Origin of the sequence: Qipengyuania sp. (genome assembly GCF_964227205.1) — a bacterium.
Taxonomy (GTDB): domain Bacteria; phylum Pseudomonadota; class Alphaproteobacteria; order Sphingomonadales; family Sphingomonadaceae; genus Qipengyuania.
The window spans coordinates 162,393-186,840 of record NZ_CAXQVB010000001.1; the positions used below are offsets into that span (position 1 = coordinate 162,393).

Annotated in this window: 23 protein-coding genes, 1 other RNA gene and 1 pseudogene; 17 read left to right on the top strand and 8 right to left on the bottom strand. The window is 65.6% G+C overall.

The window, feature by feature from the left end:
- The first annotated feature begins 25 nt into the window (after nucleotides 1–25).
- From ACEQZ0_RS00865 to rsmA, 5 genes and pseudogenes are all read left to right on the top strand, one after another.
- Complete coding sequence (locus tag ACEQZ0_RS00865; RefSeq protein WP_370187359.1) at nucleotides 26–2,428, top strand: LPS-assembly protein LptD; 2,403 nt, start codon at nucleotides 26–28, stop codon at nucleotides 2,426–2,428.
- Between the two features lie 263 nt (nucleotides 2,429–2,691).
- Nucleotides 2,692–3,390, top strand: a pseudogene (locus ACEQZ0_RS00870) (SurA N-terminal domain-containing protein); the annotation flags it as partial.
- A gap of 200 nt (nucleotides 3,391–3,590) precedes the next feature.
- A complete protein-coding gene (locus tag ACEQZ0_RS00875) occupies nucleotides 3,591–3,776 on the top strand; it encodes an EspF repeat-containing protein (protein ID WP_370187852.1) in 186 nt (61 codons plus the stop codon).
- 135 nt (nucleotides 3,777–3,911) lie between these two features.
- Nucleotides 3,912–4,916 carry a 4-hydroxythreonine-4-phosphate dehydrogenase PdxA gene (gene pdxA, locus ACEQZ0_RS00880; protein WP_370187361.1) on the top strand — a complete coding sequence of 335 codons (1,005 nt, stop codon included), beginning with the start codon at nucleotides 3,912–3,914 and terminating at the stop codon, nucleotides 4,914–4,916.
- A complete protein-coding gene (gene rsmA, locus ACEQZ0_RS00885) occupies nucleotides 4,909–5,733 on the top strand; it encodes a 16S rRNA (adenine(1518)-N(6)/adenine(1519)-N(6))-dimethyltransferase RsmA (RefSeq protein WP_370187363.1) in 825 nt (274 codons plus the stop codon). The genes pdxA and rsmA overlap by 8 nt, the downstream gene beginning before the upstream one ends.
- A gap of 41 nt (nucleotides 5,734–5,774) precedes the next feature.
- Here rsmA and ACEQZ0_RS00890 read toward each other — a convergent pair whose 3' ends face one another.
- Complete coding sequence (locus ACEQZ0_RS00890) at nucleotides 5,775–7,019, bottom strand: EAL domain-containing protein (RefSeq protein ID WP_370187365.1); 1,245 nt, start codon at nucleotides 7,017–7,019, stop codon at nucleotides 5,775–5,777.
- A gap of 264 nt (nucleotides 7,020–7,283) precedes the next feature.
- On the bottom strand, nucleotides 7,284–9,389 hold the full coding sequence (locus tag ACEQZ0_RS00895) for a malate synthase G (protein ID WP_370187367.1): 2,106 nt from the start codon (nucleotides 9,387–9,389) through the stop codon (nucleotides 7,284–7,286).
- Nucleotides 9,390–9,520: 131 nt separating this feature from the next.
- Between ACEQZ0_RS00895 and ACEQZ0_RS00900 the strand changes: the two genes are divergently transcribed.
- The 4 genes from ACEQZ0_RS00900 (at nucleotide 9,521) to ACEQZ0_RS00915 (ending at nucleotide 13,390) form a co-directional block, all read left to right on the top strand.
- Nucleotides 9,521–10,729: a hydrolase gene (locus tag ACEQZ0_RS00900; protein ID WP_370187370.1), complete on the top strand. Its 1,209-nt coding sequence runs from the start codon at nucleotides 9,521–9,523 to the stop codon at nucleotides 10,727–10,729.
- On the top strand, nucleotides 10,726–11,742 hold the full coding sequence (locus tag ACEQZ0_RS00905; protein WP_370187372.1) for an arginine N-succinyltransferase: 1,017 nt from the start codon (nucleotides 10,726–10,728) through the stop codon (nucleotides 11,740–11,742). Before ACEQZ0_RS00900 ends, ACEQZ0_RS00905 begins: the two co-directional genes overlap by 4 nt.
- Entirely contained in the window at nucleotides 11,739–12,992 is a 1,254-nt protein-coding gene (locus ACEQZ0_RS00910; protein ID WP_370187374.1) for an N-succinylarginine dihydrolase, read from the top strand. The genes ACEQZ0_RS00905 and ACEQZ0_RS00910 overlap by 4 nt, the downstream gene beginning before the upstream one ends.
- Before the next feature lie 143 nt (nucleotides 12,993–13,135).
- The gene (locus ACEQZ0_RS00915; protein WP_370187377.1) at nucleotides 13,136–13,390 is read left to right on the top strand and encodes a hypothetical protein; all 255 of its coding nucleotides are present in this window, start codon (nucleotides 13,136–13,138) and stop codon (nucleotides 13,388–13,390) included.
- A 281-nt stretch (nucleotides 13,391–13,671) separates the two neighbouring features.
- Here the strand turns inward: ACEQZ0_RS00915 and ssrA are convergent.
- Both ssrA and mscL read right to left on the bottom strand, forming a co-directional pair.
- Nucleotides 13,672–14,017: a transfer-messenger RNA gene (gene ssrA, locus ACEQZ0_RS00920) on the bottom strand.
- Nucleotides 14,018–14,062: 45 nt separating this feature from the next.
- Nucleotides 14,063–14,530, bottom strand: coding sequence for a large conductance mechanosensitive channel protein MscL (gene mscL / locus ACEQZ0_RS00925; RefSeq protein ID WP_370187380.1), 468 nt, complete (start codon nucleotides 14,528–14,530; stop codon nucleotides 14,063–14,065).
- Nucleotides 14,531–14,666: 136 nt separating this feature from the next.
- Here mscL and ACEQZ0_RS00930 point away from each other — a divergent pair, with 136 nt between their 5' ends.
- Genes ACEQZ0_RS00930 through ACEQZ0_RS00950 form a run of 5 tightly spaced genes read left to right on the top strand, consistent with a single transcriptional unit; the run spans nucleotide 14,667 to nucleotide 18,129 of the window.
- Nucleotides 14,667–15,290 (top strand): LemA family protein, encoded by a 624-nt coding sequence (locus ACEQZ0_RS00930; RefSeq protein ID WP_370187382.1) that lies wholly within the window; start codon nucleotides 14,667–14,669, stop codon nucleotides 15,288–15,290.
- A 12-nt stretch (nucleotides 15,291–15,302) separates the two neighbouring features.
- Nucleotides 15,303–16,121 (top strand): YgcG family protein, encoded by an 819-nt coding sequence (locus tag ACEQZ0_RS00935; protein ID WP_370187385.1) that lies wholly within the window; start codon nucleotides 15,303–15,305, stop codon nucleotides 16,119–16,121.
- Nucleotides 16,121–16,795 carry a TPM domain-containing protein gene (locus ACEQZ0_RS00940; protein WP_370187388.1) on the top strand — a complete coding sequence of 225 codons (675 nt, stop codon included), beginning with the start codon at nucleotides 16,121–16,123 and terminating at the stop codon, nucleotides 16,793–16,795. The genes ACEQZ0_RS00935 and ACEQZ0_RS00940 overlap by 1 nt, the downstream gene beginning before the upstream one ends.
- A 2-nt stretch (nucleotides 16,796–16,797) precedes the next feature.
- The gene (locus tag ACEQZ0_RS00945; protein ID WP_370187390.1) at nucleotides 16,798–17,343 is read left to right on the top strand and encodes an NUDIX hydrolase; all 546 of its coding nucleotides are present in this window, start codon (nucleotides 16,798–16,800) and stop codon (nucleotides 17,341–17,343) included.
- A 3-nt stretch (nucleotides 17,344–17,346) separates the two neighbouring features.
- Nucleotides 17,347–18,129 carry an SDR family oxidoreductase gene (locus tag ACEQZ0_RS00950; protein WP_370187854.1) on the top strand — a complete coding sequence of 261 codons (783 nt, stop codon included), beginning with the start codon at nucleotides 17,347–17,349 and terminating at the stop codon, nucleotides 18,127–18,129.
- Nucleotides 18,130–18,235: 106 nt separating this feature from the next.
- Here the strand turns inward: ACEQZ0_RS00950 and ACEQZ0_RS00955 are convergent, their stop codons facing one another.
- A complete protein-coding gene (locus tag ACEQZ0_RS00955) occupies nucleotides 18,236–18,457 on the bottom strand; it encodes a PspC domain-containing protein (protein ID WP_370187394.1) in 222 nt (73 codons plus the stop codon).
- Nucleotides 18,458–18,612: 155 nt separating this feature from the next.
- A complete protein-coding gene (locus tag ACEQZ0_RS00960) occupies nucleotides 18,613–18,732 on the bottom strand; it encodes a recombination protein F (RefSeq protein WP_370187396.1) in 120 nt (39 codons plus the stop codon).
- A gap of 230 nt (nucleotides 18,733–18,962) precedes the next feature.
- Between ACEQZ0_RS00960 and recF the strand changes: the two genes are divergently transcribed.
- Nucleotides 18,963–20,042, top strand: a complete 1,080-nt coding sequence (recF, locus tag ACEQZ0_RS00965; RefSeq protein ID WP_370187397.1) for a DNA replication/repair protein RecF — start codon at nucleotides 18,963–18,965, stop codon at nucleotides 20,040–20,042.
- Here recF and ACEQZ0_RS00970 read toward each other — a convergent pair.
- A complete protein-coding gene (locus ACEQZ0_RS00970) occupies nucleotides 20,039–20,740 on the bottom strand; it encodes an arylesterase (protein ID WP_370187400.1) in 702 nt (233 codons plus the stop codon). The two genes, recF and ACEQZ0_RS00970, sit on opposite strands and share 4 nt — an antisense overlap.
- Nucleotides 20,741–20,787: 47 nt before the next feature.
- Here ACEQZ0_RS00970 and ACEQZ0_RS00975 point away from each other — a divergent pair, with 47 nt between their 5' ends.
- On the top strand, nucleotides 20,788–21,477 hold the full coding sequence (locus ACEQZ0_RS00975) for an ABC transporter ATP-binding protein (protein WP_370187402.1): 690 nt from the start codon (nucleotides 20,788–20,790) through the stop codon (nucleotides 21,475–21,477).
- Nucleotides 21,474–23,981 carry an ABC transporter permease gene (locus ACEQZ0_RS00980; RefSeq protein ID WP_370187404.1) on the top strand — a complete coding sequence of 836 codons (2,508 nt, stop codon included), beginning with the start codon at nucleotides 21,474–21,476 and terminating at the stop codon, nucleotides 23,979–23,981. The genes ACEQZ0_RS00975 and ACEQZ0_RS00980 overlap by 4 nt, the downstream gene beginning before the upstream one ends.
- On the opposite strand, the gene ACEQZ0_RS00985 is transcribed toward ACEQZ0_RS00980, so the two are convergent.
- A complete protein-coding gene (locus ACEQZ0_RS00985; protein ID WP_370187407.1) occupies nucleotides 23,978–24,445 on the bottom strand; it encodes a GNAT family N-acetyltransferase in 468 nt (155 codons plus the stop codon). The genes ACEQZ0_RS00980 and ACEQZ0_RS00985 overlap by 4 nt on opposite strands.
- Between the last annotated feature and the right edge of the window lie 3 nt (nucleotides 24,446–24,448).

The following is a 24,448-nucleotide window of genomic DNA, read 5'->3' on the forward strand; positions in this document are numbered from 1 at the left end:
GCGTGGCCGGTGCGATAGGCAAGCCATGCTCCCGCCCGCCGATCGCGCCCCGCCCGCCTGCCGGGAGGTCCTTCACACAGTTACCCTGACCGCGTCGGCGCTCGCCCTGTTCGCCGCCGCGCCGCTGGCCGCGCAGGAAGCCGCCGACGACGTCGGTACCGTGCTCGACCCCAGCGGGCAGCCGGGCGATTCGCAGCCCGATCCGCAAACGCCGACGGTCGATAGCGCCGAGGGCGTAGACCAGCTTCTGGGCATCCCCGATCCCAATGCCGGGCTCGGTGCGCCGCCCCCGCCCACCGGCGACGACGGGATCGATGCCGAGGGCAATCGCGAAATCGCCTTCGAGGCCGATATCCTCGAATACCGGTCCGAAAGCGATGTCGTTACCGCGAGGGGCAATGTAGTGCTGCGCAGCGGCGACCGCTCTCTACGCGCCGATACGGTCAGCTGGAACGAAAGGACCGGCGAGATCGTCGCCGAGGGCCGGGTCCGCTTCGTCGACGAAAACGGCAACCAGCTGTTTTCCGAACGTATCGAGCTGACCGACAAGTTCGAAGCCGGGGCGATGGACAACCTGCTGCTGGCACTGCGCCAGGGCGGGCGGCTGGCAGCCAATCGCGGCGTGCGCGAAAGCGACGGCACCGTCGCCCTCGAACAGGCCGCCTACAGCGGCTGCGCAGTGGTGGATCCCGATGGCTGCCCGCGCGAGCCGAGCTGGCGGATCACGGCCGAGCGCGTCGTCTACCATCCCGATCAGCAACGGATCAGGTTCACCGGCGCCTTTCTCGAGCTGTTCGGCGCGCGCATCCTCCCGCTGCCGGGGCTGACAGTGCGGACCGATGGCGGCGCGGTCTCGGGCTTCCTCGTACCCGACCTGCGTTTCTCCGAGAGCAACGGGGTCGAAGTCTCGGGCAGCTACTACATTCGCTTCGCCGACAATCGCGACCTGACGCTGACCACGCATGTCTATACCGATGCGGCGCCGATGGTGGCCGCGCAGTGGCGTCATCTGACCGAGAGCGGCGCCTATCAGATCACCGGCTATGCAACGCATTCGCAGCGCATCTCCACCTTTACCGGGGTCGCCGACAGTGCGGAGGAATTCCGCGGCTATGTCTTCGCCAACGGCAGGTTCCAGCTTTCGCCCGACTGGAGCTTGAGCGGTTCGCTTCGTCGCGCGACCGACCGGACCTTCTTGCGGCGCTACGACATCAGTCGCGACGACCGGCTGCGCTCGAGGCTGGAACTCGAACGAATCGGCAAGAACACCTATTTCTCGCTCGCCGGCTGGGCGACGCAGACCCTGCGGCTCGACCAGCCGCAGGGCGAGGTGCCGATCGCGCTTCCCGTGCTCGATGCGCGCTGGCGCCCCGACACGCCGGTGCTCGGCGGGCAGCTCGAACTGCAGGGCAATACGCTCTCCATTGCACGCAAGGACGGGCAGGATACGCAGCGCGCCTTCGCCCGGGCGCAGTGGGATCTCAGCCGCGTCACCGGCCTCGGCCAGGTTGTGACGCTGACCGGCATGGTACGCGGCGACGTCTATCATTCGGACGAAAACTTCCTCACCGCCACCGCCAGCTACCGCGGCAATCCGGGGTGGGAATTCCGCGGCGTGGCACTGGGCGCGCTCGACGTGCAATGGCCTTTCGTCGGCAATGCCCTGGGCGGCACGGTGGTCTGGACGCCGCGGGTCCAGCTCGTCGCCACACCCCCGCTCAAGAATCTCGCGATCCCCAACGAGGACGCGCGGGCGATCGACCTCGAGGATTCGAACCTCTTCGCGCTCAACCGTTTCCCCGGCTACGACCGAGTCGAGGACGGCGCGCGCGTCACCTACGGCTTCGACTGGTCGCTGCGCATCCCCGACTGGGAAATCAAGACCAATATCGGCCAGTCCTATCGCCTCGACAGCGACCGCGACATTTTCCCGGTCGGTACCGGCCTGTCCGAACGCTTTTCCGACTTCGTCGGGCGCACCGAGGTCCGCTACAAGAACTACCTGCGGCTGACCCACCGCTTCCGGCTCGACAAGGACAATCTGGCGATCCGCCGCAACGAGATCGACGCCACGGTCGGGTCCAACAAGACCTATGCGGAACTCGGCTATGTCCGTCTCAACCGCGACATCACCCAGGTCGAGGACCTGCAGGACCGCGAGGAATTGCGCGGCGCGGTACGCGTGGCATTCGCCCATTACTGGTCGGTGTTCGGCTCGGGCGTGTTCAACCTCACCGATCGTAACGAGGATCCGACGTTGATGTCGGACGGATTCGATCCGATCCGCACACGCCTCGGCGTTGCCTATCAGGACGACTGCCTCGAACTCGGCCTGACCTGGCGGCGCGATTATATTACGGCAGGCGACGCGCAGCGGGGCGACACCTTCCAGGTCTATTTCAGCTTGAGAAATCTGGGATTCCGCTAGGCCGCGCTTATTGGCACCTCGGCCCAAACACGCTATCCGGCGCCCGAATATCATCTCCGGTTAAGCCGCAAGGCCGCATGGGTTGCGGCATATCCGGGCATTCTTGCGATGCCGCAACACAGGTTCGACACGTGACTGCACAGACGATTTCCCGACTGCTTTCGATAGCCGCCGCAGCCGGCCTTGCCGCCGCGCCCGTGGCCGGACAGGCCCAGCAGGCCATGGCACAGGGCGACCTGCTCGGCCTGCCGAGCGATCTCAGCATGCTCAAGGATACCGATCCCAACCGCCGCGTCGCGACCGCGGTGGTCAATGGCTTCGTCATCACGGAGACCGATATCGACCAGCGCGTTGCATTGCTGCTCGCGGCGAACAAGCGTCCGGTAAGCGATGAGGAAATGGTTCGCGTGCGCATGCAGGTGCTGCGCAACCTGATAGACGAGACGCTGCAGATCCAGGCTGCTATCGCGCAGGAACTCGATGTGTCGCAGGCAGAAGTCGACCAGACCTACGCGCGCGTAGCGGCGCAGAACTTCGGCCAGGACCCGGCGAAGATGGACGCCTATCTGCGCTCGATCGGCTCCTCTCCCGAAGCGCTCAAGCGCCAGATTACCGGCGAACTCGCCTGGAACCGGCTGCTGCGCCGCAATATCGCGCCTTTCGTCAACGTCTCGGCCGAAGAGGTCAACGAGATGATCGACCGGCTCGAGGCCGCACGCGGGACCGAGGAATACCGGCTTGGCGAGATCTTCCTCTCGGCCACGCCCGAGACCGAGTCAGCGGTCGAAGCCAACGCCAACAAGATCGTCGAGCAGCTGCGACAGGGTGGCAGTTTCGTCGCCTATGCGCGGCAATTCTCCCAGGCGTCGACCGCTGCTGTAGGCGGTGATCTCGGCTGGATTCAGCTGCCGCAGCTCAAGAACGCCCAACTCGAAGCGGTCGCACGCGAGATGAGCCCCGGTCAATTGGTCGGCCCGGTTCGTATTCCGGGCGGCTTTTCGATCCTCTACCTGATCGACAAGCGACAGGTGCTGATGGCCGATCCGCGCGATGCCATGCTGAGTCTCAAGCAGATCCAGATCAGCTTCGACCCGGGCATGTCGCAGGAAGCCGCACAGCAGCGCGTGTCGGCCTTCACCCAGGGGGTCGAGGCCATCCGCGGCTGCGGCGATGCGGAAAATGCCGCCGCCCGGCTCGGTGCAACCGTGGTCACCAACGACCAGATCCGCGTGCGCGCCCTGCCCGAAGCCTTGCAGAACATCATCCTCCAGCTCCAGGTCGGCCAGTCGACCCCGCCGTTCGGCTCGTTCGAGGAAGGCGTGCGCGTGCTGATGCTGTGCGGTCGTGACGATCCCAAGGTTGCTGCTGCACCGAATTTCGACCAGATCATGAGCCAGCTCGAAGATGATCGGATCGAAAAGCGCGCCCAGCGTTATCTGCGCGACCTGCGCAACGACGCCTTCATCGAGTACAACTGACGACGATGCGCCTGCCCCTCGCCGTTTCGCTGGGCGATCCGGCGGGGATCGGGCCCGAAATCATTGCCGAAAGTTGGGTGCGCCGCCGCGAACACGGCCTCGCACCCTATTTCGTGGTCGGCGGTGCAGGCGTGCTCGCGGCGGCGGCGGAGTCCCGCGGCATCGACTGCCCGATTGTCCGGATCGACGAAGCGCAGGAAGCGGCGGAGCGGTTCGACGAGGGCCTGCCGGTGATCGGCGTCGACGACTGCGGTTACATGCCCGGCGTGCCCGACGAGGAAGGCGCCGCGCTGGCGCTCGGCTCGCTGGCCGAAGCCACGCGGCACGCCTTGCTCGGGACGAGCGCCGGGGTGGTTACCGCGCCGATCGCCAAGGCGCAGCTGGCCAAGGTCGGGTTCGAATTCCCCGGCCAGACCGAATTCCTTGCCGAGGCCTGCGGCCTGCCCGCCGATGCGGCGGTGATGATGCTCGCCGGGCCCAGCCTGCGCGCGGTCCCGGTGACAGTCCACTGCGCGCTGGCCGATGTTCCGGGTCTGCTCGATCGCGACAGGATTGCAGCCAAGGCCCGCGTGGTCGCACAAGCGCTCGCCAGCGACTTCGGCGTAGGCGAACCGCGCCTCGCGGTCTGCGGCCTCAACCCCCACGCGGGCGAAGGCGGCAAGTTCGGTTCGGAGGAGCGCGAGATCATCGAACCCGCGATAGACCTCCTGCGTAGCGAGGGAATTGCGGCGACGGGACCGCACCCGGCAGATGCCCTGTTCACCCCGCGCGCGCGGCAGACTTACGACGCAGCGCTGGCGATGTATCACGACCAGGCACTGGTCCCGCTGAAGGCGCTCGATTTCGACGAGGGCGTCAATGTCACGCTCGGCCTGCCCATCGTGCGCACCAGCCCCGATCACGGCACTGCCTTCGACATCGCCGGCCGGCGACTGGCCGATCCGGGCGCGATGATCGCTGCGCTGAAGATGGCGGGCGCAATCGCCGCGCGACGGGCCAAGCATGGCTGACCTTCCGCCCCTGCGCGAAGTCATTGCGCGGCACGGCCTGAGCGCATCGAAGGCGCTGGGGCAGAATTTCCTGTTCGACGAACAGCTGCTCGACCGGATCGCCGCGATTCCGGGCGACCTGGCTGGCAAGGCGGTACTCGAGGTCGGTCCGGGCCCCGGCGGCCTGACCCGCGCGCTGCTGCGCGCCGGCGCCCGCGTCACCGCGATCGAGATGGATCGCCGCTGCCTCCCCGCGCTTGCCGAACTGGGCGAGGCCTTTCCCGGCCAGCTGCGCGTCATCGAGGGCGATGCGCTCAAACTCGACCATGGCGAGCTGATGGGCGGCGAGCCCTTCGCCGTGCTCTCCAACCTGCCCTACAACGTCGGCACCGCGCTGTTCGTGCGCTGGCTCGGGGGAGAGGCATGGCCGCCGCAATGGACCAGCCTTACGCTGATGTTCCAGCTCGAGGTGGCGCAGCGCATCGTAGCGCCGCCGGGCAGCTCGGCCTACGGGCGGCTCGCCGTCCTGGCGCAGTGGCGCAGCGCAGCGAAGCTGGCGATGAAAGTGCACCGCAGTGCCTTCACCCCGCCGCCAAAGGTGATGAGCGCTATCGTCCATGTCGCGCCGGATGCCATGCCCGCTGGCGTATCGGCACGCGTGCTCGAACGGCTGACCGAGGCCGCCTTCGGCCAGCGTCGCAAGATGCTGCGCCAGAGCCTCAAGGGCTTTCCCGGCGCAGTCGCGGCGCTCGAAACGGCCGGAATCGATCCGCAACGGCGCGCCGAAACCGTGAGCGTTGCCGAATTCGTGGAGATCGCGCGCACCTTGTCGGAATAGCCATTGCGATGGCTCGGGAATCCGGACCGTTCGTCGTGTCGCTAGCCGTAGCGTCGCCCTGACACTTCGCTGCTGCTTTGCTCTTTGCCTGCCAGGCAAGGCAGAATTTGGGCCAATGGCAAGGGACGACACAGGTGATAGCCCTGGGCATTGGCCGCATCGAGCTTGGCGAGCTCGTCTAGCTCTTCCTGGTTCTCTACCCCTTCGGCGACGATCGACGAATTGGCGACCTTGGCAAACTCGACCATCGCCCGGACGAACGCCGAACGCGACGGTTGCCTGTGCAGGTCGCGGACGATCGAAATGTCGAGCTTGATGAAATCTGGCCCCAGATCGAGGATATGGCGCATGCTCGAATAGCCCGCCCCGACATCATCGATCGCCAGCCGGGCGCGCTTGCCGAGCGTCTCGAGGGCGGCCTTGAGCGCCTCATAGTCCTCGACCGCTTCGTGTTCGGTCAGTTCGATGACGATCCGGTTCTTGTCGGTATCCTGCAGAACCTCCAGCAACTTGCCCGATAGGAGCGTTTCGAGCGAGACATTGACCGACAGATAGACGTCTTCGGGAAGAAGGGCGAGCCCTTCGACCGCGCGCCTGATCGTCGCCAGTTCCAGCTCGACCGTGCATCCCACTTCGTCGGCTTCGTCGAACCACGCGCTCGGGGGGCGCGTGCCGGCATCGGGAAACCGCGTAAGCGCTTCGACACCGATCGCCCGCCCCTCGGAAATGCTGAAGATCGGCTGGTAGACGACGTTGAAGGCCCCTCGTTCGATCGTGCTCGATATCCTGGCGCACAAAGCCTCGTGATGCGCCTCGCTCTTGCGCTTGCGCTCGATGAGATCGGCAGCCAGCCGCGCGCCCATGCGCAGCACCTCGAGATTGCGCCGGTTGATCGAGCGATCGGGCCTGGTGGAGAAGCACCCCATGGCCCCGAACAGCGTCCCGTCGCCCAGTGTCACCGGCACGCATAGGTGCGCACCGATGCCATACTTCTCCACCAGCGTGAGATCCCCGATCGAGGGAACCTCGGCTGCGTCCCTGATAAGCTCGGGCAACCGCCCTTCGACGACCTGGAAACAGACCGAATCGCTCAAGGAAACCGATTCGCCGACAGCGATCTCGGGCGCTGCCGCCGATCTGCTGACGAACCGGAAAACACGCCGGTCGCCGCGAAATTCGGCAAGATAGGCGACGTCCATCGCCAGATGGTCTCTCAGGCCGTCCAGCATTCCCTGGAGAATGCCGCAAGGACCCGACTGCGCATCGTCCCCTTTCAGACGAAGCAATTCGGCGACTGCGACGTGGCCTTTGCGATATGCCAATGTAACAACCCTACTCAATACAGCCCATTGAGTTAAGCATACCGCCTATCAAAACCCCGCCATCAACACAAGAAATGCTCCCCCGGCGAATTTTTAAACTAGAAAATCATATTTCTGTGCGTGGTCACCAAAAAGCGATGAACCTTTACAATTTTCCGACCCCAAATGAACGCTACCATTATACCCGCAATGGCCGGGAAATATCCCGGATGACTTTCATTTCGATACTTATTCGAAACCCTTTTTCTTGCCCCGCCAGGCATGGAGCAACGGTTCGGTATAGCCGCTCGGCTGTTCGACACCCTTGAAGATCAGGTCTCTTGCCGCGCTGAAAGCGGCACCGCCCTCGTTCTCGAGCAGCGGCTCGTAGAATGGATCGCCCGCGTTCTGTTCATCCACCTTTGCGGCCATGCGCCGCAGGCTGTCCATCACCTGCTCCTCGGTGATCACGCCGTGGACCAGCCAGTTGGCGATGTGCTGGCTCGAAATGCGCAGCGTCGCGCGGTCTTCCATCAGGCCGACATCATCGATGTCGGGCACTTTCGAACAGCCCACGCCCTGATCGATCCAGCGCACCACATAACCCAGCAGGCCCTGGCAGTTATTGTCGAGTTCCTCGCGGATTTCGTCTTCGGACCAGTTGGTGCCGTCGGCGAGCGGGATGGTGAGCAGTTCGTCGAGCCCCGGCACCTCGCCCAGGCCCTTCTGGATCTCGAACACATCCTCGCGGTGATAGTGGATCGCGTGGAGCGTCGCCGCGGTCGGGCTCGGAACCCAGGCGGTATTGGCCCCGGCGCGCAGGTGGCCGATCTTTTCGATCATCATCCGGCCCATCAAATCGGGCGCGGCCCACATGCCCTTGCCGATCTGCGCGCGGCCCGAGAGGCCGTGGCGCAGGCCGATCCCCACGTTGCGCGCCTCGTAGGCCTTGAGCCAGGCCGCGTTCTTCATTGCGCCCTTGCGCATCATCGGCCCGGCGCGCATCGAGGTATGGATTTCGTCGCCCGTGCGGTCGAGGAAGCCGGTGTTGATGAAGACGATCCGGTCCTTCACTGCATGGACGCACGCGGCAAGGTTCGCACTGGTGCGCCGCTCCTCGTCCATAACGCCGACCTTGATCGTCTGGCGCGGCAGGCCGAGCAGGTCTTCCACCGCATCGAAGACATCGTTGGTGAAGGCGCATTCCTCGGGCCCGTGCATCTTGGGCTTCACGATGTAGATGCTGCCGCAGCGCGAATTGCCGTATTTGCCGAGGCCAGCCACGTCGTGCGCGCCGATGGCCGAAGTCACGACGGCATCGAGAAGGCCCTCGGGGATGTCCTTGCCGTTCCAGCGCATCGCCGGATTGGTCATGAGGTGCCCGACATTGCGCACAAACATCAGGCTGCGCCCCGGCAGCGTGTGCTCGACGCCTTCCGCGTCGGTGAACGTCTTGTCGCCGGCCAGCTTGCGGGTCAGCGTCTCGCCGCCCTTCTCGAAGCTTTCCTGAAGGTCGCCGCGAATGACACCCAGCCAGTTGGTATAGGCGAGCAGCTTGTCCTCGGCATCGACCGCCGCGACCGAATCCTCGCAATCGGCGATCGTCGTCAATGCGGATTCGAGAATGATGTCGGCGATGTTGGCCGGATCGGTCGCTCCCACCGGGTGCTTCGCATCGAACACCACCTCGATATGCAGCCCGTTGTGCCGGAAAAAGCACGAGCCCTCGTTCCAGCCGACGCATTGCGCCGGATCGGCGAGCGGAATGCCCTTGTCCATCACATCGGCAAGATCGGCCCATTTCCGGCCATCCGCCAGCGGGACCGCGTCGTCCATGAAGCGCTTCGCCTCGGCCACCACCGCCGCGCCGCGTTCCTCGTCATAGCCGCCCGGACGGGCAGGCGGCGCGTCGAGCGCGTCGGTTCCGTAGAGCGCGTCGTAGAGGCTGCCCCAGCGCGCATTGGCGGCGTTGAGCAGGAACCGCGCATTGAGGATCGGAACCACCAGCTGCGGACCCGCCATGGTGGCGATCTCGGGATCGACGTTCTCGGTGCCGATCGTAAAGGCTTCGGGCTCGGGAACGAGATAGCCGATCTCGCGCAGGAAGGCCTGGTACTCGCGCTGGTCGATCGGTGTGGCCTTGTGTGCGTCGTGCCAGGCGTCGATCTTGGCCTGCAGCTCCTCGCGCTTCTGCAGCAGAGCGGCATTGCGCGGGACGAAGCGGGCCAGCAGATCCGCGAACCCCTGCCAGAACGCATCGACATCGCGGCGCAGCGGGCCGAGCACCTCGGCCTCGATGAATCGGGCAAGCTGGGGATCGGTCTCGATCCCGGCGCGCGTCACATATTCGGTCATGGAACTCCTCGGATTGTGCAATCGTAGCAATGTCGAACCCGGGGAGGAGCACCGCGGTCTATGCCGCCAGCGGTTGATCAATGCAAGGCGCGGGGTGGACTTGGCACCACGCAGGCTTAAGGACGTTGCACATGAAACCGGATAGCGCCCCGCAAGCCCTGCTCGATGCGATCGATGCCGACACCATGCTGTCGCAAGTGCAGGACTGGGCTGCGATCAATACGGGCACATCCAACATCGCCGGGCTCGACGCGATGGCGGGCGTTCTCGCCGACGCCTTCAGCGTGCTGCCGGGCGAGGTCGAGCTGATCGAACCGGCGAAGGTCACCGCGATCTCCGCGGAAGGGCGCGAGTTCGAGAAGCCGCACGGCAAGCATATGGTCCTGCGCGTCCGGCCCAATGCCGAGCGCCGCTTCGTCCTCACCGGGCACATGGATACCGTCTTCCCTGCCGATCACCCGTTCCAGGAGGTCGGCTGGCTCGATGGGGAGACCATCAATGGCCCGGGCACCGCCGACATGAAGGGCGGACTCAACGTCATCCTCCATGCACTCAAGACCTTCGAGACGACCGAAGGCTCGGAGCGCGTCGGCTACGACGTGATGATCAATTCGGACGAAGAAACCGGCAGTCTCGCGAGCCGAGGGCTGATCGAGGAACTGGCGCGGGGAAAATATGCGGCGCTGACCTACGAACCCAGCGCGCTGCCCGATGGCACGCTGGCGCATGCGCGCGGCGGCACCGGCAACTATTCGATCACCCTCAACGGTCGGTCGGCCCATGCCGGCCGCAATCCGCACGAGGGGCGCAATGCCATCGTCGCCGCCAGCGACCTGGTCCTGCGCATCAAGGCGCTCGAAGCCGAGGACATCACCGTCAATCCGGCGAAGATCGAGGGCGGCAGCGCCAACAACGTCGTGCCCGATCTCGCCGTGCTGCGCTTCAATATCCGCCCCAAATCGACCGAAGCGATGGATCGCTTCGACGGCGAACTCGATGCAATCCTGCGCCTTATCGAAGCCGAACACGAAGTCGGCATCCATCGCCACGGCGGCGTCACCCGCCCGCCCAAACCGGTCGATGCGAAGGCGCAGGCGCTGTTCGACCTCGTCAAGGCCTGCGGCGCCGAACTTGGCCAGACCATCGGCTGGAAGCCCACCGGCGGCGTCTGCGACGGCAACAATATCGCCGCCACCGGGGTGCCCGTGGTCGACACGATGGGCGTGCGCGGCGGGGCCATCCACTCACCGGACGAATTCATGATCGTCCCTTCGCTCAGGGAGCGTGCCGCCTTGAGCGCGCTGGTTCTCGCGAAGCTTTCCACCGGAGACCATTTGTGACTTTTCGTCTGCGCGCCGCGCATATCGAGGACCTCGAACACCTTTATGAAATGGCGAAACTGACCGGTGGGGGCTTCACCAACCTTCCCGCCGACCGGGCCGCTCTGACCAAGAAGCTCGAACGTGCCGACGAGGCCTTCTCGCGCACTTACGACGAACTCGGCGACGACCAGTTCACCCTCGTGCTCGAGAACACCGAAACCGGTCAGGTGCGCGGGACGTGCCAGCTGTTCAGCCAGGTGGGGCAGGAATGGCCCTTCTACAGCTATCGCCTCAACACGCTGACGCAGCACAGCCGCGAGCTCGATCGCACAGTGCGCGCGGAATTGCTCAGCCTGGTGACCGATCTCGAAGGCTGTTCCGAAGTCGGCGGGCTGTTTCTTCATCCGGGCGAGCGCGCCGGCGGGCTAGGCCTGCTGCTGGCGCGTAGCCGCTATCTCTTCGTCGCCATGCACCGGGCGCGCTTCGCCGACCGGATCCTTGCCGAACTGCGCGGCGTGATCGACGACCGCGGCGGATCGCCCTTCTGGGACGGCGTGGCGGGCCGTTTCTTCGGCATGACCTTCCAGGAAGCCGATTATTTCAACGCCATCAACGGCAACCAGTTCATCGCCGATTTGATGCCCAAGCACCCGGTCTATGTCGCCATGCTCGGCGAAGAGGCGAAGAAGGTCATCGGCGTACCCCACCCCAGCGGGCGCGCCGCAATGCGGATGCTCGAGAACGAGGGTTTTTCCTTCGAAGGCTATGTCGACATTTTCGATGGCGGCCCGACGATGACCGCGCGCACCGACCAGGTGCGCAGCATCAGCCACTCCGCACCGGGCAAAGTGACCGCGACCGATCTCGACATCGGCGAACGCGCGCTGGTCGCCACTGGAACGCTGGGCACCTTCCGCAGCGCCTATGGCATGCGCGAGATCGCCGCCGACGGCAGCGTGGCGATCGATGCGCTATGCGCCGAAACGCTGGGCGTCGGCGAAGGCGACGAAGTCTGGAGTGTGGCACGATGAGCCGACTGGTCGAGATCAATTTCGACGGCATCGTCGGCCCGAGCCACAATTACGCAGGCCTCAGCCTCGGCAATATCGCCAGCGCCAGCCACGGGGGCGATCCCTCCTTCCCGCGCGCGGCAGCGCTGCAGGGCCTGGCAAAGATGCGCGGCAATATGGAACGCGGGCTGGCGCAGGGCTTCCTGTTGCCGCTGCCACGACCGAATGCGGGACTGCTCGAGCGGCTCGCGGTCGATGCCGGAAGCGATCGCGCACTGCTTGCGGCGGCGTGGTCGGCCAGCTCGATGTGGACCGCAAATGCCGCCACGGTCAGCCCTGCGCCCGACACCGCCGACGGCCGCTGCCACCTGACGCCTGCCAATCTCGTCACCATGCTCCACCGCGCGCAGGAATGGCCCGACACGCAGGCGCAACTCAAGATTGCCTTCGGGGACGAGCGGCATTTCAAGGTTCACGACGCCGTCCCGCCCAGCTTCGGCGACGAGGGTGCGGCCAACCACATGCGGCTGACCGAGAGCCACGACGCGCCCGGGGTGGAGGTCTTCGTCTATGGCCGGCCGGGCGGCCGCTTCCCCGCACGCCAGCACGAACAGGCGAGCCGCGCGGTCGCCCGGTTGCACGGGCTCGATCCCCAGCGCTGCGTCTTCATCGAGCAAAGCCCTGTCGCGATCGAGGCAGGCGCCTTTCACAACGATGTGGTCGCAGTGGCCAACGAGACCGTCCTCTTTGCCCACGAACAGGCCTTCGCCGATCGCGAAGATGCCTATGAAGCGCTGCTCGCGGCCTTCCCCAAACTCCATGCGATCGAAGTCCCGGCCAGCGCGGTCAGCCTCGAGGAGGCGATCCGGACCTATCTCTTCAATGCGCAGCTGGTGAGCCAGCCCGATGGCGGCATGGCACTGGTGGTGCCGGGCGAATGCTGGGAGAGCGAAAGCGTGCGCGGATGGTGCGAGGAGATGCTCGCCACCAATGGCCCGATCCGCGAGGTCATTCCGGTCGACGTGCGCCAGTCGATGGCGAATGGCGGGGGGCCTGCATGCCTGCGCCTGCGAGTGGTGGCGGACCCGGCCACGGTCGATGCGCGCTTCCTCCTCGACGAAGCGAAGGCGCAGCGGATCGAGGCGGTCATCGCCGAAATGTGGCCCGAGCGAATCGATCCTGCGGATATCGGCACCGAGCGCCTTGCGCATTCGGTTGTCGAGGCCCGCGAAGCGCTGCTCTCGGTGCTCTCGCTCGGCGAGCTCGCCTGAGCCGCTCGACCGGGAGTTAACGACCTTTACCGGCGCGTCGGGGCATTTTACAGTCACCGTCTCGTTAACTATCGTACATGGCAGTTTTCCGTGGCTGGCACGGGAATTGCTTGGACGGGTTAACCAAGGGAGACCAACACAAAGTGCTCAGGAAAGTGGCGCGACTGTTCGTGATCAAGACGCGCGTGGAAGCGTATCTGATCATCTTCGCCCTTGCCCTGGGCGCGATGACGCGTGGTGCGCATTACACGCTGCAATATCCCGGCGTGGGCGGCTACCTGCTGTTCGCCGCGACCGGCGGCGCTGTCTTCCTCGGCGGGGCGAAAATCCTCGACGCGCTGCGTTACGAGCGCGAAGCGCGAAACCCTGCAAATGCCACCCCTCCCGAGGGATCGTGAAACGAGCGGTCAGGCCCCGAGGAATCGCTGTGTCTGACTAATCGAATTCACGAGGCCGTGTACCACAATCAGCGGTCAGATATTGCGCTTGCCGAACCAGATAGGACGGCAGCGGACCGACGACTTCATGCACGTATCACTGGTGGATAGAGGTGGGGTTTCTGTTGCTAGCTACCCCCGTCTCTCTTGAGCGGGGCGAGGACCGTCGCGCCTTGGCGACTATGGTTTTCTCAAGCTGGCGAAGGTGGGGCGGTTCTGTTGCTAGGCCCGCCCCGGGCCCCCGGAATCCGCTTCTGTTGCCCGGTGGGTCCAACCGCGCTTTAGCTTTGTAAGATCAGGGCGTTAGCCCATCAGATTACGCAGCGAGAGCGAGTGCTTCGTTATCGTTGGCACTTGTGTGTTGTGAACAGTTTTACGGGGTACTCAGCCCGGGCGAAAACACTGTCTTTCAGCACACGTCGATCCTGGTTCGGCCCCGTCAAAATCCGCGACGATTCGCGGGTTATGGTGGAGCCGCCGGGTACTGCCCCCGGGTCCGTTGTACCTATTGCACAGCGCAATTTATCGCCATAGCCGGCCGAAACCGGCGAAGCCCTATATAGGCGCTCGACGATTAATGTGAAGTGAGCGCGGGTTCATGGCCGGGCGCAGGCCTGGCCACCCGAATCGCCGCTAGCCCATCGGGCCTTTCTCGGGCGCATAATCGGGGCGCGCGGCGCGCAGTTCGTCGCGAATATCCTTGAGCAGGTCGATCTCGCTCGGCCCCGAGGGAGCCGCTTCCTTCTTCTCCTCGAACTCCGCCATCACCTTCTTGGCGTAGCGCACGAGCAGGAAGACGATGAAGGCCAGGATCAGGAAGTTGATCACCGCGGTGAGAAAGCTGCCATAACCGATCATCGCCGCACCGGCTTCCTGCAAGGCGGCGTAATCGTCCAGCGGCCCGTCATAGCCCTCGGGCACGTCGAGCAGGATGAAATAGCGCGAGAAATCCGCCCCGCCGAAGACCGCGCCGACAATCGGCATGATGATCTCGTCGGTCAACGATTTGACGATCGCGCTGAAGGCCGCCCCGATGATCACCGCTACGGCCAGATCCATCACATTGCCCTTGGCGATGAAGGCCCTGAAATCTTTCAACACGTGCAAATCCCCTTAACCCTGCATTGGCGCGCATTTCTGCCATGGCGCTTGAAAGGTCACAAGCACGCGTTAATCTTGAATGGTCGCTGTGGTGTGCTATTGACGCAAGACACGTTCACCATTTGAGGGATTTTCCATGAACCGCCTCGCTGCCTTTCGTACCTCCGTTCTCGCGGCCGCCGCGCTCGTGCTCTCGGCCTGCGGGATCAATTCGGTCCCCGCGGCCGAGGAGAACGCCAAGGCCAAGTGGGCCGATGTGGAGGCGGCGTTCCAGGAACGCGCCAATCTGGTCCCCAATCTCGAGCAGATCGTGATGAGTTCGGCCGAGCAGGAACGCGCGACGCTCGAGGCGGTGGTCCAGGCGCGCGCCTCGGCGACGCGTCCCGAGATCAGGCTAGATGGCGACGATCTGAGCGATCCCGCCAAGATGGAGCAGTACCAGCAGGCGCAGAACACCTTCGGCGGCGCCCTGTCGCGGCTGATGGCCAATGTCGAGGCCTATCCCGAGCTCAAGAGCCAGGAGAACTTCGGCCGCTTCATGACCCAGATCGAAGGACAGGAGAACCGCATCCGCGTGGCGATTCGCGACTACAACGAGGCGGTGCGCCAATATAACACCACCATCCGCACCTTCCCCGACACGATCGGCGCCAACATCATCCACGGGGCCAAGCCGATGGTCCCCTACGAAGCCGTGACCGAGGGTGCGGAAGTCGCTCCGACGCTGAACATGCGCGCGGATAGCGACACCGCGAACTGAACGGCTTAGGCAGTGCGCCTACTTACCCGCCTGGTCCTCCCGCTGGCGGCGGTGCTCGGCTTCGCCCAGCCCGCCGCCGCGCAAGACTTCCCCGAGCGCGGGACTGCACCGGTGGTCGATGCGGCGAATATCATCGACGCTGCGACCGAGGCCGCGCTGACCGAGAAGCTCGACGCTTTCGAGAAGCGCAACCAACGGCAGTTCGTGATCGCGACCATCCCCGACCTGCAGGGCTACGACATTGCCGATTACGGCTATCGCCTGGGGCGCGAATGGGCTTTGGGCGATGCCGAGCGCAATGACGGCATCATCCTCATCGTCGCTCCGAACGAGCGCAAGATGCGGGTCGAGGTCGGCTATGGCCTCGAACACGTGATCCCCGACGGGCTGGCCTTCGAATATGTCGAAGGCATGAAGCCCTATTTCCGCGAGGGCGACTATTCGGGCGGGATCGCCTGGGGAGCGGACCAGATCATCGCGCAGCTCGAACTGCCGCCCGAAGAGGCCGCCGAGGTCGCGCAGCAGGCGAGCGAGCGGCGCGAGAGCAAGGGCGGTTTCCCGATTGGTGCGCTGGTCTGGTTCGGCTTCATCTTCTTTTTCTTCATCCTCCCGATGCTGAGCGGGCGCGGCCGCCGGCGGCGCTATCGCCGCGGGCCCTGGGGCAATGCCGCGCGCGACATCATCCTGTGGGAAGCCGGCAAGGCGATCGCGCGCGGCCTGTCCGACCATGACGGCGGCGGTTGGGGTGGCGGTGGCGGCTTCGGTGGCGGCGGCGGCTTTTCGGGCGGCGGCGGAAGTTTCGGCGGCGGCGGCGCCTCGGGAGGTTGGTGATGGGCTATCTGAATGAAGCGCAGCACGCGGTGGTCTCGCAGGCCGTGGCCGAGGCCGAACTGACGACCTCGGGCGAAATCGTGACCGTGCTGGCCGATCGCAGCGACGGCTATAGCGACGTCGTGCTCGTCTGGGCGGTGGCGATTGCGTTTTCGGCCATGAGCCTGTTCGCGCTGTTCCCCCAACCCTTCATGGACCTGTGGGATTCGCTGGTCGGCGGGTGGATGCACCAATGGACCACCGGCCAGCTTGCCAGCATGACCATCGCGCTGGGACTTGTCGCCTTCACACTCGGCTGGCTGCTGTTCAGCTGGACACCGCTGCGCTTTGCGATGGTACCCGGCCCGCTCAAGACTGCGCGCGTCCACGACCATGCCATTCGGCACTTCAAGGTGGGCGCGGAACGCCGTACGCATGGCCGCACCGGCGTGCTGCTTTATCTCTCGATGCGCGAACACCGCGCCGAGATCGTCGCCGACGAGCCCATCGCAGAAAAGGTCCCTGCCGAAGTCTGGGGCGAGGCGATGGCGGATATGCTCGCCGAGATCCGCGAAGGCCGGATCGCCGAGGGCCTCGCCGCGGGTGTGCGCGATGTCGGCAAGGTGCTGTCCGAGCATTTCCCGCGCGCGGAGGACGACCAGAACGAGCTGCCCGACCGACTGATCGAGGTCTGACCATGCCCGTCCCCGATCACGATGCGGACGAGCGGATCGTCTGGCAGGGCAAGTACATCACCGCCAAGAAGCGTGGCCGCTGGGAATATGTCGGTCGCCCCCGCAATATCCGCGCTGCGGTGATCCTGGCAGTCGACGAACATGACCATGTCCTGCTGGTCGAGCAGTTTCGCGTTCCGTTGGGCAAGCCGTGCCTCGAACTCCCCGCCGGGCTGATCGGCGACGAAGGCCAATCCGACCGCGAGGACCCGCTCGCCGCCGCGGGACGCGAGCTCGAGGAGGAAACCGGCTATCGTGCCGGCGTGCTCGAAGACATGGGTTGCTTCTGGTCCTCGCCCGGCATGGTCAGCGAAAGCTTTACGCTGGTCCGTGCACGCGAACTGACCCGGGTCGGCGACGGCGGCGGCGTCGGTGGCGAGAACATCACCGTCCACCGTGTGCCCCTGCCCGACATCGCCAGCTTTATCGCCGCCAAGCGCGCCGATGGTTGCGGGATCGACGTGCGCATGCTCTTGCTGCTCGGACAGGGAATTCTGGCAGGAGAGTAGATGATGGCAGGACGGTGTGCGGGCAAGCTCGCTCTGGTGACGGGCGCGGCGCAGGGTCTGGGGCGCGCGCATGCAATGCGGCTGGCCGAAGAGGGCGCGCGCGTACTGTGCACCGATATCAATGGCGAAGGCGCGGCGGAAACCGCGGCACTGGTCAACGGCCGGCTGGGTGACGGCACCGCCGCCTCGATCCAGCACGACGTCACCGATCCGCAGGCCTGGGAAGCCGCGGTCGATGCCGCGCGCGAGCAGATCGGCGGGCTCAACGTTCTGGTGAACAATGCCGGAATCGGCGTCGGCGGCAATATCGAGACCTGCACGTTCGACGATTGGAAGCGCTGCTTTTCGGTCAATGTCGATTCGATTTTTCACGGCTGCCAGAAGGCGCTGCCGCTGATGCGCGAACATGCGCCGGGATCGATCGTCAATATCTCAAGCATCGCGGGGCTGATCGCAAGCGACACCATGCCCGCCTACAATTCGTCCAAGGCGGCGGTGTGGATGCTGTCGAAGTCGATCGCGCTGCATTGCGCCAAGAAGAACATGCAAATCCGCTGCAACTCGGTCCACCCGACCTTCGTCGACACGCCGATCCTCGACGGGACGGCGCGCAATCACAATCTCGACAAGGACGTGCTGATGGACAAGCTGGCGCGGCAGATCCCGCTCAAGTTCGTGGGCGAGCCGAACGATATCGCCAATGCGGTGGTCTATCTCGCCAGCGACGAAAGCCGCTTCATGACCGGGGCCGAGCTCAAGCTCGACGGCGGCATTTCGGCGATGTGATTTTCAGGAGGATAGAATCGAGAGAGGGGCCTCGCGGCCCCTCCCGGTCTTCTCTGATTGAGCCACGGCCGGCACGAAAACCGGGACGGTTGGCGCAGGGCCGTGGTCAGTCTGCGATCAGTGCGATCGCGAGGTAGATCAGGATGAAGCTGCCGAAACCGAGCAGCGCTCCTGCGACGAAGCCCAGGCGGACCCAGGTGGCGTCGATGCCGAAGTAGCGGGCGATGCCGGAGCAGACCCCCATCAGCTTGCCGTTGTTGCGATCGAGCCTGAAGCTGCGAACGGGACGGACGGCGTGATCGTCTTCGCGGAATTTGAGCTGGCTCATGCGATCAGTCCATTGGGCGATGCGGGGACGATGGCCGCGGCGAAGAAGACCGCCGAGATCACCAGCGAGAAGGCTGCTGCGAAGAGCTTGCTGCCGTTTTCAGAACTAAACATGTTTCCTTTCCTTTGCGACTATTCGAGTGCGGGGTCAGCCGATCAGGCGATGAGGCCGGCGGGGCTGGCGGGGACGATGGCAGCAGCCATGAACATGGCCGAGACGCCGAGGGCGAAGACGGCGGCGAGGGCACGGTTGCTGGCATATTCGAAGACAGACATTGGGTAACTCCTTGATCCTTGGTTCGTTTTGCCCGGACCATCCGGGTCGCCCAATACTTTGCAACCGCCGTGCCAAATTTGAAAAACCGCGGAAATCCGCGCTTTTCGGCTGAACCGGCCCACACCCGCATGTTCAGCAATCCGAAAGGTTGGGAATTTTTACCAATTATTAGATTTGCGCCTTTCGAGTAGCCCTACGCCACCGTGCGCGCTATCGCGCGAGCCGATCCATGGCGCTCGACCGCATCTCCCTCACCGGCTTCCGCAATCACGCCGCGAGCGATCTCGCGGACACGGCGCGCTTCAACCTGCTGGTGGGCGAAAACGGCGCGGGCAAGACCAATGTCCTCGAGGCCCTTTCACTGCTTGCCCCCGGGCGCGGCTTGCGCCGGGCGGCCTTGGCCGAAATGGTCCGGAGCGGCAGCCAGGCCGGCTTCGGCGTGGGCGCCAGCCTTGCGCAGGACGGCGAGCCGGTCCGCCTCGCTACCTATTCGGAAAGCGCCAATCCGGGCCGTCGCCGTGTGCGCATCAATGGCGCAGAGGCGAGCGCGACCTCGCTGGGCGAATGGCTCGCAGTGACCTGGCTGACCCCGGCGATGGATGGCCTCTTTACCGGCCCCGCCGGCGATCGGCGCCGCTATATGGACCGGCTGGCGCTGGCGCTGGACCCGCAGCACGCCAGCCACGCCGCGCGCTACGAGGCCGCGCTGCGCGAACGCAATCGCCTGCTCGCCGACTTGCGCGAGCCCGAAAGCGGCTGGCTCGATGCGATCGAGGCGCAGATGGTCCAGCATGGTACGGCGCTGATGCGGGGCCGTGCCAAGCTCGTCGAAACTCTCGCCGTGCGCCTTGCGGAAATGCCCGCCGAGCCATTCGCCCGCCCTGCCCTCACCTACGATCCGGGCGCCCCCGACCATGCCGATGGCCTGTCGCAAGCGCTGTTCGACAATCGCAAGCGTGACCGCGCCGCGCAACGCACGCTGGCGGGCCCGCACCGCGACGAACTCGACGTGGTCCACGCCGCCAAGCGCGTGCCTGCGGCGCAAAGCTCCACCGGCGAACAGAAGGCCATGCTGGTGGCAATGACGCTCGCGCACGCCGGAATTGCGGCGCAAGGCCGTGCGGGGCTGCTCCTGCTCGACGAGGTCGCCGCGCATCTCGACCCCGTGCGCCGTGCGGCCCTGTTCGAGCAATTGCGCGGCAGCGGTGCCCAGGTGTGGATGACCGGGACCGAGCTTGCCCCCTTCGAGAGCATTGCCGGCGAGGCGGCCGTGTGGCGCGTCAGCGGCGGGACGGTAGTACGCGCCTAACCCTTCTTCGGCAGGGCCGCCTCGACATCGTCCAGCGTATCCGCGACCAGAGCGTCGACTCCCTTCGTCGTCGGATGGATCTTGTCGTCCTGGAACAGCGACGGATCCTGATAGATCGCTTCGAGCCAGAACGGGATGATCGCCGCGCCATAACGCTGTGCCATTGCACCATAGATGGCATCGAATTCCTGCTGGTACTCGGGCCCGTAATTGGGAGGCGCGCGCATGCCCATCAGCAACACCGGGATGTCGCGCCGCTTCAGTTCCTCGAGCATGGCCTCGAAATTGGCGCGCGTCGCCGCGGGCGGAATGGCGCGCAGCATGTCGTTGCCGCCCAGTTCGAGCATCACGAGGTCGGGCTTTTCCTCCTGCGCATCGAGCGTGAATGCGAGGCGCTGCGCCCCCGCCCCGCTGGTTTCTCCCGAAATCCCGGCATTGGTGATCACGGCATTGATGCCCTGCTCGCGCAGCGCCGCCTCGAGTTTCGCCGGATAGCTGTGTTCGCGCCCGATGCCATAGCCGGCGAAAAGGCTGTCGCCGAAGGCGAGAATACGGCGCTCGGGCCCCTCGACCGCGATCGAAGCGACAGCCGGGCTGTCCGTTCGCGCCGCGTCGGGAGCAGGCGCCGTATCAGCCGAACTGCCGCAGGCGGCCAGCGCGCCGGCGAAGATCAATATCGACAAATGCCGCAAGAGCATCGGCGAGTATCCTTGTGCATGGTTGAGCCGCATGCCATCGCAGGGTGGTGACTACATCTCAAGCCGCGATTTCCGCCCGCAACCTCACCCTCACCCTCGGCAGCCGCGAGGCGCCGGTCGACATTCTGCGCGGGATAGATCTCGACATCGCGCGCGGTTCCACCGTCGCGTTGCTCGGACCATCGGGCTCGGGCAAGAGCTCGCTCATGGCGGTACTCTCGGGGCTCGAACGGGCCAGCGGCGGCACGCTGCAGGTCGCCGGAGAGGACTTCGCCGCGATGGACGAAGATGCGCTGGCGCACGCGCGGCGCGGGCGGATCGGGATCGTGCTGCAGGCCTTCCACCTCCTTCCGACCATGACCGCGCTCGAGAACGTGGCGACGCCGATGGAACTGGCGGGTGAGGCCGATGCGCAGGCGCGGGCAAAGGCGGAACTCGAAGCCGTCGGCCTCGGTCACCGCCTCGACCATTATCCGCAGCAGCTTTCCGGCGGCGAGCACCAGCGCGGCGCCATCGCGCGCGCGAGCGCGCCGCGCCCCGACCTGCTCTGTGCCGACGAACCGACCGGCAATCTCGATGCCGCCACCGGCCACGAGATCGTCGAACTGCTGTTCGCCCGCCGTGCGGAGACACAGGCCACCCTGCTGGTCATCACCCACGATCCCGAGCTGGCCGAGCATTGCGAGCGTGTGTTGCAACTCGCCGATGGCCGCATCGCCAGCGACAGCGCCGCATGAGCTGGGCGACCGCCTGGCGCATCGCGCGGCGCGACCTCAACGCGCGCTTTCGCGGCCTGCGCCTGTTGCTGGTCTGCCTGTTCCTCGGCACCGGCGCGCTCGCCGCGATCGGTTCGCTGACCGCCGCGATCGAGCGCGAGATCGAATCCAATGGCCGCGAATATCTCGGCGGCGATCTGCAGGTCGAACTGTGGCAGCGCGGATTGAACGAGGAAGAGCGCGCCGCACTCGAGGAACTCGGCGAAGTGTCTGCCGGCACGCGCATGCAGGCGATGGCGCGCTACGGCGACCAGGCCGCGCCGATCGAGCTCAAGGCAGTCGATACCGCCTATCCGCTCTATGGCAAACTGACTCTGGAAGACGGGCGTTCGGTCGGCCCGCCGGGGCGCGGCGAGGCGTGGTTGTCGCAAGGCGCGGCCGACCGGCTTGGAGTCGCGCCAGGCGACCGGATCATCATCGGCACCGAAACCCTGAGCGTCGGCGGAATCGTGGCGAACGAGCCCGACCGGCTGAGCGAAGGCTTCCAGCTCGGCCCGACCGTGATCGTGGCGGAAGACCTCCCGGTCCGTGCCGGGCTGATCGCGCCCGGATCGATGTATCAATCGAAAACCCGGGTGCGGTTCTCCGGCAATCGCGACATCCGCGAGACCCGCAATGCGCTGGAGGACCAATTCCCCGCCCAGGGCTTCGACATCGACACTGCCGAGCGCGCGGCGCCGGGAACCGACCGCTTCGTCGACCGGCTGAGCGAATTTCTCACCCTCGTCGGCCTCGCTGCGCTGGTGATCGCGGGGATCGGCATCGGTGGAGGGGTGACCTCCTATCTCGATGCGCGCCGGCAAGGCATCGCCACACTCAAGATCCTTGGCGCATCGAGCCGCGACATCGCGCGCATCTATGCCCTGCAGATCGTCGCTGCCTCGCTGGTGGGCAGCATTGCCGGAATTGCCGTCGGAGTGGCCCTGGTGCCGCTGCTGGCGAGGGCGCTGGAGGGCTTGCTGCCCGTTTCCAGCGGCCTCATCATCGATCCCGGCGCGATCCTGCTAGCGCTGGCCTACGGCTTGCTCGTGGCCCTGGTCTTCGCCGCCCCCCCGCTCCTTCGCGCGCGCCACTTCCCCGCCATGGCGCTGATGCGCGCGCGCGTCGCTCCGCTGGCGCGCGATCCGCAGGCGCTGCTGGTTGTCGGCGGGGGTCTCGCAGCAATCGTCGTGCTCGCGCTGGTGACGGCTGAGAACCCGGTCCTGTCGGGCGGGTTTCTTGCCGGAGCAGCCGCCATCCTCGGCCTGCTCGCGCTGCTCGGCCTCGGCATCCGCAAGCTCGCCGGCGCCTTGCCTCGTCCCAAGAGCCCGGTCGCGCGCAATGCTCTCGCCAATCTCCATCGCCCCGGTTCCGCGACCGGCGCGCTGGTCACCGCGCTGGGATTCGGCCTCGCCGCCTTCGTCCTGCTGGCCGCGGTGCAGAGCGCGATCGACGGAAATATCGAACGGCGCGTGCCCGAACGCGCGCCCGACTATTTCGTCCTCGACATCCCGCGCGACCGGGTCACCGAATTCGAAACTCTGGTGAAGGAGATCGACCCCGAGGCCACTTACCGCACCGTGCCTGCGCTGCGCGGGTCGGTGCTTGCGTTCGGACCCGAAGGCGCGATGACGCGGACCGCCGATGTCGAGAAAATTCCCGATGGCGCCTGGGCGCTGCGCGGCGAGCGTGGGCTGACCTATGCCGACCGCGTCCCGCCGGGCAACGAATTGACCGCGGGGAACTGGTGGGGCCCCTTCTATGCGGGCGAGCCCCTTGTTTCGGTCGATGAGGAGTTCGCCGAAGCCGCCGGACTGAAGATCGGCGACATGATCACCTTCGGCGTTCTCGGTGTCGAACGTACCGCACGGATCGCCAACCTGCGCCGGATCGATTGGGAGAGTATGGGCTTCAACTATGTCTTCGTGCTGAGCCCCAACGCCTTGCAGGACGCTCCCCACAACCTCGCCGCGACTATCGAACTGGGCGATGGGACACCAACCGGCCCGCTGCTGCGGGCGCTCGTGGCGGCCTTTCCCTCGACTTCGGTGATCGAAGTCGGCGGGGTGCTCGAACAGGCGCGCGCGATTCTCGAACAGGTTGGCCTCGCCACGCTTGCGGCCGCCAGCGTGGCGGTGCTGGCAGGGCTCGCGGTCCTGCTGGGCGCCATTGCCGCGGCGCGCGCCGCGCGGACCTACGACACCGTTGTGCTGCGCGTGTTGGGGGCGGACCGTCGGCAGATCCTCGCGATGCAGCTTGTCGAATATTGCGCGCTGGCCGGTGCGCTGGCGCTGGTCGCGCTCGGCATCGGCAGCGTGGCTGCCTGGCTGGTGGTCACCCAGCTGTTCGAATTCGACTGGCTGCCCGACTGGGGCGAGGTGCTGGCCGTCCTATCCCTCGGCATCGCGATCGTCCTGTCCTTCGCGCTGGGCGCCTCGTTGCCGCTGCTCAGAGCGAAGCCCGCACAGGCGCTGCGCGCGCTTTAGGCTTTACGCCCCACACGCAAATGCAGCCGGGGAAGAAAACGCCCCCGGATGGAGCCCGAGGGCACGTGTCCTGCATCTTCGGCGCCCATCCGGCGATAGAAGGGGACAGCACAGGGATCGGCAGCGATTGTCATGATGGTGCCACCGCGGGATGCGACCGTGACCACAGCCCATTCGAACAGGGTGCGGCCCAAACCTCGGCCCATTGCGGCAGGCTCGACGAAGAGTTTCTCCAGTTCCCACCGTTCGCGCTCGCCCGATATTTGGGCCACGGCACGTAACGATCCGCTCACCCACAGCCCGACGGACAGATCTTCCTCGATATCACGCGGCGTAAAGACCAGCTCGCTGCGGCACGCTTCCATGAACTTCGCATCGTAACCCCAATGCGCCTTCGACCGCAGGCACAGGGCACTGGCCTCGTCCAGATCGATCGCCTTCAGAGGTCGGATGAAAGCGTGCATGAC